The following is a 12736-nucleotide window of genomic DNA, read 5'->3' on the forward strand; positions in this document are numbered from 1 at the left end:
GGCAGCTGATCTCCCAGTTTTCGCGAGCTTGCCTAGTTTTCAATCATGCGGCAGTTCGTAGTGGCTTCGCCGATGGCTGCCCAATCCTTTGGCGATGCGATGATTTTCGCGTCACTCTCGCGAGTGCTGGAAGCCGCGCTGGCCAAGGAATGCCGGATATCTGGCATAATTCGGCTTTGGCATGCTCCTTGCTTCGTTGATGGCGTGCAGAGCGTCTAGGGTTCCGGCCGCGACAAAGCGGTGCTGGTCCAAGAGATGCGACCGCCAGGGATGCACTGAGGCATCCGGCGGAACACGGCGGGCCAAAATCCCGGGAGAACCCTGCACGGGTTTGCTGGCGCGAACCTCTCCCGGATGCGCGCTCCGTAAACCCCAACATGAAATCCGGACGCAATTCGGATCGCGAACAGGGGTACGCAATGCTTCGCAAGCTGGCCGCAATCATCCTAGCCGCATCACTCAGCCTTCCCATGATTTCCGCCGCCGAAGCGGCGCCCAAGAAAGACTTCAAGATATGCTGGTCGATCTATGTCGGCTGGATGCCGTGGGGCTATCTTGCCGACAGCGGCATCATGAAGAAATGGGCCGACAAATACGGCATCAACGTCGAGATCACCCGCATCAACGACTATGTCGAAAGCATCAACCAGTATACGGCCGGCGGCTTCGACGGCTGTTCGATGACCAACATGGATGCGCTGTCGATCCCCGCAGGCGGCGGCGTCGACACCACCGCCGTGATCATCGGCGACTTCTCCAACGGCAATGATGCCGTGATCCTCAAGGACAAGGCCGCGCTCGCCGACATCGCCGGCCAGAAGGTCAACCTCGTCGAGCTCTCCGTCTCGCATTACCTGCTGGCGCGGGCGCTGGACACGGTCAAGCTCGCCGAGAAGGACATCACCGTCGTCAACACGTCCGACGCCGACATGGTCGCCGCTTATGGCACCGGCGACGTCACCTCGGTCGTCACCTGGAATCCGCTCGTTTCCGAGATCGTCGCCATGCCGGGTGCCCACAAGGTGTTCGATTCCTCGCAGATTCCCGGCGAGATCATCGACATGATGGTCGTCAACACCGAGACGCTGAAGGACAATCCGGCATTGGGCAAGGCGCTTGTCGGCGCGTGGTACGAAGCGATGGACCTGATGATTTCGGACACGCCGGAAGGCAAGGCAGCCAAGGAGGAGATGGCCAAGGCGTCCGGAACGGACCTCGCCGGCTTCGACGCGCAGCTCGCCTCGACAGCAATGTTCTTCGACCCCGCCAAGGCGGTCGAGTTCACCATCGGCGCCGAACTGCCGAAGACGATGGACCTCGTTCGCAACTTCCTGTTCAGCCACGGCATCCTCGGCACCAATGCGACGAGCGTCGACGTGGTCGGCATGAGCTTTCCCGACGGATCCACGCTGGGCGACGCCAACAACGTCAAGCTGCGTTTCGATCCAGCCTTCATGGCCGAGGCTGCAACCGCAACGCCCTGACACGACATGCTGGCCAGGGGAACGAGCGCCATGAATGCAGACCCCGAGGCGGGCGGGGAGGGCACGCGCCCGTCCCCGCCAAGGCCGAGGGCGCGCCTTCGCATGATCAATGCGAAGGTCTCGCGCGGCGGCGCTTTGTTTCTCGGCGGCTTGCCGTTCTTGTTCGTGGCGATCGCCTATCTGATCGCCTCGGCGCAAAGATTGGCGGTCAATCCCAGCGACAAGCTGCTGCCTTCGCCGGTACAGATGTGGTCGGCCTTTCTCGACCTTGCCACGGTGCCGGACAAGCGCTCCGGCGACCTCATCCTGTGGGTCGACACCTATGCCAGTCTCCTCAGGCTGTTCGCGGGCGTGGGCGTGGCCACGCTCGCAGCACTTTCGCTTGGCATCGCCATCGGCTTTATTCCGCGGGTGCGGGCCTTCCTGCTGCCCTTCGTCACCGTCGTCTGCGTCATCCCACCATTGGCGCTGCTGCCGATCCTGTTCATCGCGCTTGGCCTTGGCGAAACGGCCAAGATCACGCTGATCGCCATCGGCGTCGCGCCGGTCATGGTGCGCGACATCGCCAACCGGGTGATGGAGCTGCCGCCCGAACTGGTGGCCAAGGCGCAGACGCTTGGCGGCAACAGCTGGTCCATGATTTTGCGGCTGGTGCTGCCGCAAGTCATGCCGCGCCTCATCACCTGCGTGCGGCTGGCGCTCGGGCCTGCCTGGCTTTTCCTGATCGCTGCCGAAGCCATCGCCTCGACCGAGGGGCTGGGTTACCGCATCTTCCTCGTCCGCCGTTATTTGTCGATGGACGTCATCCTGCCCTATGTCGCCTGGATCACGCTGCTTGCCGTCATCACCGACTGGCTGCTGGTGCGGCTGTCCCAAGCGATGTCCCCCTGGGCGCATCCGGTGGAGGCAAGATGAGCCGCATCGTCGTTCACGGGCTGGAAAAGAGCTACGGCGATGCCCGTGTGCTCGAGCGGGTCAACGTCATCGCCGAGGCCGGCGAATTCCTGTCGCTGGTCGGCGCCAGCGGCTGCGGAAAATCGACGTTCCTGCGCATCCTGCTCGGTCAGGAGCAGCAGAGCGGCGGCGTGGTCGTTGTCGGCGACGGCCCGATCGTGCCCGAACCGACGCCGCAGCGCGGCATCGTCTTCCAGCGCTATTCGGTGTTTCCGCATCTGACCGCCATTCAGAACCTGCTGCTGGTCGAAGACTTTCGCTCAGGCGGGCCTTTTGGCCGCGTCTTCGGCGCCAGGCGCAGAAACGCCAGGCAAGAGGCCGAAGCCATGCTGGAGCGGGTTGGCCTTGCCCACGCGCGCGACCTCTATCCCGCCTCGCTCTCAGGCGGCATGCAGCAGCGGCTGGCGATTGCGCAGACCTTGCTCGGCCGTCCGCAGATACTGCTTCTCGACGAGCCGTTCGGTGCGCTCGATCCCGGCATCCGCGTCGAGATGCACGACCTGCTGGTCGAGCTCTGGACCGAGCACGGTATGACGGTGGTGATGGTCACCCACGACATCGGCGAGGCCTTCAAGCTCGGCACCCGCGTGCTGGTCTTCGACAAGGTGCGCCACGACCCCCAGTTCCCGTCCGCCTATGGCGCGACGATCACCTACGATCTGAAGCTCGACCGCAAGAACCGGGCTTCTTCCCAGGATGTGGCCAAGGTGGCCGCGATGGTCGGGACGGCCCGGCCGGATAGCGCGATCGCGACGACGGCGTCGCAACGGAGAGCTTGAATGTCCAGAAGTATCCCAGAACGCAGCCACCGCAGGGCGGGGCTCGTCGCCCGGGAGGTCAGGGAACGCTTCCACCACCCCGATTTCGACGCCCGCGGCACGCAGGGCTGGAAGTCGATCGAGGCCGAGGGGAAGCTGCCGGAAAGCGGCTGGCGCAAGGAGCAGCAATGGGCGCTCGACATGGGCCTGCCGGGATCGGAGTCGATCGTCGACAAGTCGATCCCGACATTCGCGCGCGGCGAACTGCCGCATTTCGCAGGCATCAACACCTTTCTCAAGGCGCCCTATGTCGAGAATGTCCGCGATGTCGGCAAATATGATGCTGCCGTCATCGGCATCCCATTCGACAGCGGCACCACCTACCGGCCGGGAACCCGCTTCGGCCCGCAAGGCATCCGTCGCATCTCGGCGCTCTACACGCCGTACAACTACGAGCTCGGCGTCGACCTGCGCGAGCAGATGACGCTGTGCGACGCCGGCGACGTCTTCACCATTCCCGCCAATCTCGAAAAGAGTTTCGACCAGATCACCAAGGGCGTCAGCCATGTCGCCTCGTCGGGCGCGCTGCCGATCATGCTGGGCGGTGATCATTCTATCGGCTTTCCCTGCGTGCGTGGCATCGCCGACGTGACCTCGAAGCGCATCGGCATCATCCATTTCGACCGCCATATCGACATCCAGGAAAAGGATCTCGACGAGCGCATGCACACCACGCCCTGGTATTGGGCGACCAACCTGCCGAATGTCTCGGCCACCAATCTCGTGCAGCTCGGCATCGGCGGCTGGCAGGTTCCCCGCTACGGCGTCGCCGAGGCGAGGAAACGCGGCACCAATGTGCTCACCATTGCCGACATCGAGGAGATGGGTCTCGAGAAGGCGGCGGAAATCGCGCTCGAACTCGCGTGGAAAGACACCGACGCCGTCTACATCTCCTTCGACGTCGACAGCCTCGATTGCGGTTTCGTGCCCGGCACGGGCTGGCCGGAGCCGGGCGGCTTCCTGCCGCGCGAGGCGCTCAAACTTCTAGGGCTGGTGACGGCGCCCGGCATTTGCGGACTGGAGGTGGTCGAGGTCTCGCCGCCCTACGACACGTCGGACATCACGGCGCTGTTCGGCGTGCGCGTCGTCGTCGAGGCGCTCGGCTCGATGGTCGCCCACGGCAATCTCGGCAAGCATAAATCCATCATCGACAAACCGGTGAGTTTTTGACAATGCACGACGATCACCACCACAGTCATGGCCATGGCCATCATCATCACGGGCCGGACGGTCATCACGACCATCATCCTCTCGGCCATAACGGACCCGCGGGCAAGCCGCTGCAATGGCAGACGCCGCACCGGCCGGACCAGGCTCATGAGCCGCCGGTTGATCCAGCATCGGTCGACCTCGATCTTGTTGAAACCGCCTTCCTCGAGGGCTTTGCGCGGGCGCCGGACCCATCCAGCTTTCTGCGCCTGGCCGGCATACCCTTTGTCGGCGAGATGGCGGACGGCGTGCGGCTTCATCTGCTTCGCGTCGAGACCGATGACCTGGTCGACGTCGGCGCCGTCATGCCGCTCGTCGGCGGTACCGGCGTCGCCTATCACCCGTTGCCGGCGCGCCTGACGTCGCATCGCCGCCGCCTCGCATTCATCTATCACGATGGCACTGAGCAAAAGCCGCTCGGCTTCGCCGCGGCGCGCGCCCTTGCGGACCGTTCCGCCGCTTCGCAATTCGCCGTTCCCGGGCACTGAAACCAGACGCCGAACCCGTCACTCTCATCGAACAGGTACAACCATGAAAACATTTGCAAGACTTGGCGCCCTTTCAGCTCTCGCCACGCTCACACCGTCGCTGGCGTTTGCCCATGGCGGCGGCCCTCACGTCCATGGCTTTTTCACCGGTCTCGAACATCCGCTCTTCGGCATGGATCATCTGCTCGCCATGGTCGCGGTCGGCATGATTGGTGCCCGCGCCGGCGGGCGCAGTATCATTCTTGTGCCGCTGTTCTTTGTCTCGGCCATGGTCGCCGGGGCCTTGCTCGGCATGGCCGGCATCGGCCTGCCTTCCCTTGAAACCGGCATCGCGCTGTCGCTTGTGGTCTTCGGCGCCATGGTCGGCCTTGCCAGGCCTTTGCCGCTGGCCGCCGCCGCGACAGTGACGGCCCTGTTCGGTCTCTTCCATGGCAACGCCCATGGCCTCGAGATTCCCGAGAGCGCCAGCGGCGTTGCTTACGCCGCAGGTTTCATGCTCGGCACATCGATGCTGCACGCGATCGGCGTGGTGTCCGTTCTCAAGCTGGCCCGCTGGCCGTTGCCGGTCCGCACCGCAGGTGTCGCCACCTCGCTGGTTGGAATGGTGATGGCCGCACAGGCCTTCTGAGTAAGGCACCTCTTGCGCGTGAAGCAATTGGCGCGCTGTTGGCAAACAGAACTGGAAAGCAGATGAGCCGGAAATGGTCGATGAGGCTGCGGCGCATTCGCAACATGCTGTACCAGATCCTGAAAATCCGGGCCGAGCGGCTTTGAGGGGTGCAGTTTTTCGCGTCCCTCAGTCGGAATGGCATTCAGAATTCGAGGGCCTGCCTGAGTGCCGGGCCACTCCTGACGCGCAGATCGAGGTCGGCCTCGATATGGTCGATATGGTGCAGCATCAGCGCGCTAGCCCGTTCTGCGTTGCCGCTCTCGAGCGCTTCCAGGATATTCATATGCTCGCTATGGCCGCAGCTCGAGACACCGGAGCGGCCGTAAAGCGCGATCACCAGTGACGAACGCGCCACCAGTTCCTCCATGAAGCGCTGGAGGATGACGTTTCCGGCAACCGACGCCAGAAGCAGGTGAAAGTCGCCCGAAGCCTTGATTTCCGACCGTCTTGCGCTCGGTCCGCGTTCGGCAATGAAGCGGCCTTCTTCGTCGAGCTGCGCTTTGAAGGCGACGACATGCGCCGGCGTCATGCGCCCGGCCGCGGCGATCGCGATGCCGGGCTCGATGAGCCGGCGCGAAGCAAAGACCTGGCGCGCTTCGTCCGGCGACGGATTGGCGACGAAGGCGCCGCGGTTGCGCTCGGTCCGCACCAATCCCTCGAAGGAAAGCATCTGCAGCGCCGCGCGCGCCACGGTGCGACTGACATCGAACAAAGTGCCGACCTCGCCTTCGGACAGCTTGGTTCCGGGCGCCAGCCGGCGATCGACGATCGCGTCGCGCAATTGGTCGCGGATCGCCTGGGCACGATCCTCATTGGCGCTATCGACAGCAGGGAAAGTCTGGTCGGCAATATTCATGATGATGATCCCTGGCGCCTTTCTACCCTGAATCGGGTCGCTTACACGAGTGCCAAAATGAATACGATGTGAGAAAATATTGCATACGATTTTTGCGAAGATCGCCGACTATTTGCCTATAATTTGTGCATCGCACATGCGTGCCGTTTCGGCAGGCTGCCGGATGCAATTCAAATTTCCCAGAGGATTCAATCGCTTGAGGCTGAAGTAGGGCAATTGGCATGCATGATGCTTTGCTTAAGTTGACTTAGAGAGGAAGCCGATGTCCAAAGCCGCCGAAATCGACATCGTGTCCGTTTCGAAAGTCTATGGCGCAACGACTGCCGTCGAAGACATCAGCTTGAAAATCCCCGCGGGAACCTATTGCTGCCTGCTCGGGCCGTCCGGTTGTGGCAAGACCTCGACGCTGCGCATGATCGCCGGGCACGAGAGCATATCGAGCGGCGACGTGCGTCTGGGCAACACAGTCGTCACCGACCTGCCGCCTGCCAGGCGTGGCACCGCCATGATGTTCCAGTCCTACGCGCTGTTTCCGCATCTCGACCTGATGGACAATGTCGCGTTCAGCCTCAAGATGAAGGGTGTCGGCAAGGAGGAGCGCCGCGCCAAGGCGCTCGACATGCTGAAGCTGATGCAGATGGAAGCCTATGCCGGTCGCCGCCCGGCGCAGCTTTCGGGCGGACAGCAGCAGCGCGTCGCTCTGGCCCGCGCGCTGATCACCGACCCCGAAGCGCTGTTGCTGGATGAGCCGCTGTCAGCACTCGATCCGTTCCTGAAGATCCGCATGCGGGCGGAGCTGAAGAAGCTGCAGACGTCGCTCGGCATCACCTTCGTCCACGTCACCCACAGTCAGGAAGAGGCGATGGCGCTGGCCGACCTGATCGTGGTGATGAACGATGGCCGCATCGAGCAGGCGGCACATCCGCGTGACGTGTTCGAGCGGCCAGCCACCGCATTCGTCGCCCGTTTCATGGGCGACCACAATGTCGTCTCCGGCCGGGTGACCGGCAGCCGCGACGGCATGGTTGTTTTCGATGTTCCGGGCGGCGTCTCGCTTGCGGCCAGCGGGCAAGGCAGGGCGGTCGGCGAGCCGATCGACATCGCCATTCGCACCGACCATGTGCGGATCGGCGAAGCGCCGGCCGCGGGGCTGGGCTTCACCGGCATCGCCTCCAACGTCGAATACCGTGGCTCGACCGTGAAGCTGTCGGTCAACGGCGCCGGCATCGAGGATTTCACGGTGATCGTCGACGACACCAGCTTCTTCGCCAAGCCGGTTGCCGTCGGCGACGCGGTGCCGATCGCCTGGGACCCCGAGGACGCCATCGTCCTTGGCCGTCTCGATTCCTGAACCCGCATAACCAACAAAACAGGGGAACTGACATGACCAACACCACCGACAAGAAGACAGGAATTTCCCGCCGCTCGCTGCTCAAGACAGGTGCTGCCGCCGTCGGTCTTGCCGCCGGCTCCGGCGTCATATCAGGCTTCCCGACGATCTGGGCGCAGTCCAACATCACATTGCGCCAGTTCGGTACCGGCGTGTCGAACCTCAACGCCATTGCCGACAAGTGCAAGGCCGATCTCGGCATCACGCTGGAGATGACGGCGACCGATTCCGACGCCGCCGCCCAGCGCGCGGTGACCCAGCCGGACAGCTACGACATCGCCGACATCGAATACTGGATCGCCAAGAAGGTCTATCCGTCTGGCGTGATGCAGCCGATGGATGTCAAGAAGCTGAAATATTACGACAAGATCGTACCGCTTTTCATCACCGGCAAGCTGACGCCGGACAGCGTCATCGCTCAGGGCACCGCGCCGCATACGGTCGGCTTCGTCGAGGCGCAGGACGCCAAGACCTTCGCCAAGGAACCGACCCAGTGGATGACGATGGTTCCGACCATTTACAATGCCGATACGCTCGGCATCCGCCCCGATCTTGTCGGCCGCGACATCACCACCTGGGCCGACATCATGGATCCGGCCTTCAAGGGCAAGGCCGCCATCCTCAACATCCCGTCGATCGGCATCATGGATGCGGCGATGATCATGGAGGCCATGGGCAACATCAAATACGCCGACAAGGGCAACATGACCAAGGAGGAGATCGACAAGACGATCGACTTCCTCATCAAGGCCAAGCAGAACGGCCAGTTCCGTGCGTTCTGGAAATCGTTCGACGAGAGCGTCAACCTGATGGCATCGGGCGAAGTGGTCATCCAGTCGATGTGGTCGCCTGCGGTCGCGGCGGTGCGCTCCAAGGGTATTGCCTGCAAATACCAGCCGCTCAAGGAAGGCTATCGCGCATGGGGTGGCGGTCTCGGCCTCGCCTCGCATCTGTCGGGCGCGCAGCTGGACGCCGCGTATGAATACATCAATTGGTACACGTCCGGCTGGGTCGGCGGCTACCTCAATCGTCAGGGCTATTATTCCGCCGCGATGGAGACAGCGAAAAACTTCATGTCGGAAGACGAATGGGGTTTTTGGATCGAAGGCAAGCCGGCCAAGGGCGACATCTCGTCGCCGGAAGGCAAGGTCATGGAGAAGGCGGGCGCCGTGCGCGACGGCGGCTCGTTCGAAGACCGCATGGGCAAGGTCGCCTGCTGGAACTCGGTCATGGACGAGGACCGCTACATGGTGAGGCGCTGGAACGAGTTCATCGCGGCTTGATGCAGTCTCTTCCCCTTCTCCCCTTGTGGGAGAAGGTGGATTGGCGCGCAGCGCCAAGACGGTTGAGGGGTGCTGGACGGAGCGCTGTTGGTGCCAAGCTGGAACACCCCCTCATCCGACCGAGCTTCGCTCGGCCACCTTCTCCACAAGGGAGAAGGGAACGCAGCCTCAGTCGCGTCGCCGACCTAGACCGAGATGTTGATGACCGTAGCGCTCGAACAATCCACGCATGTTAAGTCCGCAAAGCCGGCCAGACGCAGCCCGTCCTTGGCCGGCCTCGCTCCCTGCCTCCAGGCGACACCTCTGGCCCTGATCCTCTGCGCATTCCTCCTGCTGCCGATCCTGATGATCGCCGTGGTCTCCTTCTGGGATTACGATTTCGCGGCGATGTATCCGGATCTCCTGACCACCAACTACGCCGACACGCTTGGCTCCTGGGTCACCTGGAAAACCTATCTGAACACGATGAAATACGCTGCCATCGTCTGGGCGCTGACGCTGTTCATCGGTTTCTGGATCGCCTATTTCCTCGCCTTCCATATCAGGACCACGGCCATGCAGATGGTGCTGTTCCTGGTCTGCACCGTGCCGTTCCTGACCTCCAACATCATCCGCATGATCTCGTGGATTCCGGTGCTTGGCCGCAACGGCCTGGTCAATTCGACGCTGGTGCAGATGGGACTGATCCCAAGGCCGATCGAATGGCTGCTCTATTCCGAATTCGCCGTGGTGCTTGCCATGGTGCATCTCTACACGCTGTTCATGGTGACGCCGATCTTCAACACGCTGATGCGCATCGACAAGTCGCTGATCGAAGCCGCGCGTGATGCCGGCGCGTCCGGCTGGCAGGTCCTGTGGAACGTCATCGTCCCGCTTGCCAAGCCTGGCATGGCGATCGGAACCATCTTCGTCGTCACATTGGTGATGGCTGACTTTTCGACGGTGCAGGTGATGTCCGGCGGACAGAGCGCCTCCGTCGCGCTGATGATGAAGAACCAGATGTCGCTGCTGCAATATCCCGCGGCGGCCGCCAACGCGGTCGTACTTCTGGTGCTGGTGCTGCTGATGGTCGCCGGCATTCTGCGCATCGTCGACATCCGCAAGGAGCTGTGACGTGAGCCACGAGAAGCGCACCCTCGAATTCTACGTGCTGGCGGCCTTCTTCGCCCTTTTCGTGCTGTTCCTCTACGGCCCGCTTTCGGCGATCCTGATCCTCTCCTTCCAGGGTGAGAATGGCGGGCTGACCTTTCCGCTGAACGGCGTATCGCTGCACTGGTTCGCCAATCTGTTCGAGCGCCAGGCGGTCGGCGATTTCGGCGGCAGTTTCAAACGCTCCTTCATTCTTGGCCTGATGGTGATGGTGGTGACCGTTGTCGTGTCGCTGCTCGCCGGTCTTGCCTTCCGCCAAAAGTTTCGCGGCGCAACGGCGCTGTTCTATCTGGCCGTCGCCAGCCTGGTCGTGCCGTCGATCATCATCTCGCTCGGCATCGGCGTCGTCTTTCAGCAGATCGGCTTTCGTCCCGCCTGGTACACGTCCGCCTTCGGCGCGCATCTGACGTGGACCTTGCCTTTCGGCGTGCTGATCATGTTCGCGGTCTTCAACCGGTTCTCGCCGGCCTATGAGGAGGCCGCGCGGGATCTGGGCGCGACCTCGTGGCAGACCTTCGCGCATGTCGTCCTGCCGATGATCGCGCCCAGCCTGATCGGTGTCGGCCTGTTCGGCTTCACGCTCTCCTATGACGAGTTCGCCCGCACGCTGATGACGTCGGGCACCTTCAACACGCTGCCGCTTGAAATCTACGGCATGACGACGAACGTGACGACGCCGGTGCTCTATGCGCTGGGCACTGTGACCACCGTGTTTTCCTTCCTGGTGATTTTGGCGACGCTCGGTGCAATCGTCTATGTCGGGCGCCGCCGGGCGCGCGCATGAGCGGAGCCGCAGTGCAAATCCTCGTTGTCAATCCGAACACCACCGCCAGCATGACCGAAACCATCGCGGCGGCGGCGCGACCTGTGGCCGCCGCCGGAACGGAAATCGTCGCCGTCACCTCGTCGATGGGGCCGGTCTCGATCGAAGGCTATTACGACGAGGCGCTTGCCGTGCCTGGCCTGCTGGTCGAGATCGCTGCCGGCGAGCGCTCGGGCGCGCGGGCCGCGATCATCGCCTGTTTCGACGACACCGGCCTCGATGCCGCGCGCGCCATGGCCAACATTCCGGTCATCGGCATCTGCGAGGCTGCGCTCAGCACGGCCGCGTTCATCGCCCAGCGCTTCACCGTCGTCACCACGACCGAGCGCTCGCGGGTTCCGGTCGAAGGGCTGGTGCAGCGCTACGGCATGGCGGGGCGGGCACGCGTGCGCGCCGCGGACATTCCGGTCCTTGCCCTCGAAGACCCGGCATCGGATGCGGTCCTGAAGCTGCGCGGCGAGATCGCGCGCGCCGTCGAGGAGGATCGCGCCGAAGCCATCGTGCTGGGCTGTGCCGGCATGGCCGATCTCGCAGCCGAGCTGCAGCGGGAATTCGGCGTTCCTGTCATCGACGGCGTCGGCGCGGCGGTCAAGCAGGCCGAGGCGTTGATCGCGCTTGGCCTGTCGACGTCCAAGCGTGGCGCCTATGCAAACCCACTGGCAAAGCCTTATCGTGGCGCATTGAAATCCTTCGCCCCCGGACCTGTTGCCGCCGAGTGATCGCAATGCCCCGAACGATCAGAACGCTCGCACTTGACGAAGTGGAAACCCTTGTCGACTGGGCAGCAGCGGAGGGCTGGAACCCCGGCCTCGGCGATGCCGTGGCGTTCCAGGCGACGGATCCCCGGGGCTTCATCGGCGCCTTTGTCGATGGCGAGATGGTGGCTGGCATTTCCGCCGTGGCCTATAGCGACGATTTCGGTTTCATCGGCCTTTACATCTGCCGTCCAGACAGGCGGGGAAGGGGTCATGGCAAGGCGGTCTGGGACGCCGGCATGGCGCGGCTCGGCAACCGCACGATCGGCCTCGATGGTGTCGTCGAACAGCAGGCCAACTACCGCAGCATGGGTTTTGCGCCGGCCTATCGGACGATCCGGTTCGTCGGATCGCCCAACGCTCCGGCAGACGCCGGCAGTGATATTCGCGCCATAAGGGCGGAACTCTTGGCCGATGTCCTGGACTACGATGGTAGGTTCTTCCCCGGTCCGAGACGGGTATTTCTAGAGCACTGGCTGCGCCCGCCGTACATGGCGCTGGCGATCGTCAGGAATGGCGCGATCGAGGGATACGGCGTCGCGCGCCGATGCCGGGAAGGCTGCAAGATCGGTCCGCTTTTCTCCGACAGCCTCGACGCGGCAAGCCGTCTCTTCGCCGCGCTCGCCGACACGTGCAAATCCGGAAACATCCATATCGACGTTCCCGAGACCAGCGGGGATTTTGCAGCTCGGCTGACGTCCGCAGGCCTTAAACCGGGCTTCGAGACCGCTCGAATGTACAAGGGAAAAGCGCCGCAGCTCACGCAGTCCGGAGTCTTTGCGATAACGACCTTGGAGCTTGGTTGAGGCGCAATCTTTGTTTTATGCATGTCGTTGCCCCAAAACCGCTGCGCACTT

Annotated in this window: 13 protein-coding genes and 1 riboswitch; of the genes, 12 read left to right on the plus strand and 1 reads right to left on the minus strand. The window is 63.1% G+C overall.

Annotated features, from left to right (window positions below; genetic code table 11):
• The first annotated feature begins 204 nt into the window (after positions 1-204).
• Positions 205-319: riboswitch (guanidine-I (ykkC/yxkD leader) on the plus strand.
• A gap of 100 nt (positions 320-419) precedes the next feature.
• The 6 genes from EJ066_RS15080 to EJ066_RS15105 all read left to right on the plus strand — a co-directional run bounded on the left by EJ066_RS15080 (position 420) and on the right by EJ066_RS15105 (position 5581).
• A complete protein-coding gene (locus tag EJ066_RS15080; RefSeq protein WP_126038995.1) occupies positions 420-1484 on the plus strand; it encodes a putative urea ABC transporter substrate-binding protein in 1065 nt (354 codons plus the stop codon).
• A gap of 102 nt (positions 1485-1586) precedes the next feature.
• Positions 1587-2399 carry an ABC transporter permease gene (locus tag EJ066_RS15085; RefSeq protein ID WP_245455176.1) on the plus strand — a complete coding sequence of 271 codons (813 nt, stop codon included), beginning with the start codon at positions 1587-1589 and terminating at the stop codon, positions 2397-2399.
• Complete coding sequence (locus EJ066_RS15090) at positions 2396-3217, plus strand: ATP-binding cassette domain-containing protein (RefSeq protein WP_126039001.1); 822 nt, start codon at positions 2396-2398, stop codon at positions 3215-3217. Before EJ066_RS15085 ends, EJ066_RS15090 begins: the two co-directional genes overlap by 4 nt.
• Positions 3218-4426, plus strand: coding sequence for an agmatinase family protein (locus tag EJ066_RS15095; RefSeq protein ID WP_126039004.1), 1209 nt, complete (start codon positions 3218-3220; stop codon positions 4424-4426). It abuts the gene before it with no gap.
• 2 nt (positions 4427-4428) lie between these two features.
• Entirely contained in the window at positions 4429-4953 is a 525-nt protein-coding gene (locus EJ066_RS15100; protein WP_126039007.1) for a hypothetical protein, read from the plus strand.
• Between the two features lie 43 nt (positions 4954-4996).
• Positions 4997-5581, plus strand: coding sequence for a HupE/UreJ family protein (locus EJ066_RS15105; protein ID WP_189644496.1), 585 nt, complete (start codon positions 4997-4999; stop codon positions 5579-5581).
• A gap of 184 nt (positions 5582-5765) precedes the next feature.
• Here the strand turns inward: EJ066_RS15105 and EJ066_RS15110 are convergent, their stop codons facing one another.
• Entirely contained in the window at positions 5766-6479 is a 714-nt protein-coding gene (locus EJ066_RS15110) for a GntR family transcriptional regulator (RefSeq protein WP_126039014.1), read from the minus strand.
• 262 nt (positions 6480-6741) lie between these two features.
• Between EJ066_RS15110 and EJ066_RS15115 the strand changes: the two genes are divergently transcribed.
• The 6 genes from EJ066_RS15115 (at position 6742) to EJ066_RS15140 (ending at position 12685) form a co-directional block, all read left to right on the plus strand.
• The gene (locus tag EJ066_RS15115) at positions 6742-7830 is read left to right on the plus strand and encodes an ABC transporter ATP-binding protein (RefSeq protein WP_126039017.1); all 1089 of its coding nucleotides are present in this window, start codon (positions 6742-6744) and stop codon (positions 7828-7830) included.
• A 32-nt stretch (positions 7831-7862) separates the two neighbouring features.
• Positions 7863-9152, plus strand: coding sequence for a PotD/PotF family extracellular solute-binding protein (locus EJ066_RS15120; RefSeq protein WP_126039020.1), 1290 nt, complete (start codon positions 7863-7865; stop codon positions 9150-9152).
• A gap of 201 nt (positions 9153-9353) precedes the next feature.
• A complete protein-coding gene (locus tag EJ066_RS15125; RefSeq protein WP_126039023.1) occupies positions 9354-10265 on the plus strand; it encodes an ABC transporter permease in 912 nt (303 codons plus the stop codon).
• 1 nt (position 10266) lies between these two features.
• Positions 10267-11085 carry an ABC transporter permease gene (locus tag EJ066_RS15130; protein ID WP_126039026.1) on the plus strand — a complete coding sequence of 273 codons (819 nt, stop codon included), beginning with the start codon at positions 10267-10269 and terminating at the stop codon, positions 11083-11085.
• 11 nt (positions 11086-11096) lie between these two features.
• Positions 11097-11843, plus strand: a complete 747-nt coding sequence (locus EJ066_RS15135; RefSeq protein ID WP_245455177.1) for an aspartate/glutamate racemase family protein — start codon at positions 11097-11099, stop codon at positions 11841-11843.
• Positions 11844-11848: 5 nt separating this feature from the next.
• On the plus strand, positions 11849-12685 hold the full coding sequence (locus EJ066_RS15140; RefSeq protein WP_126039033.1) for a GNAT family N-acetyltransferase: 837 nt from the start codon (positions 11849-11851) through the stop codon (positions 12683-12685).
• Positions 12686-12736: the final 51 nt, after the last annotated feature.

The sequence above is a fragment of the Mesorhizobium sp. M9A.F.Ca.ET.002.03.1.2 genome (genome assembly GCF_003952365.1).
In the GTDB taxonomy this organism is placed as follows: Bacteria; Pseudomonadota; Alphaproteobacteria; order Rhizobiales; family Rhizobiaceae; genus Mesorhizobium.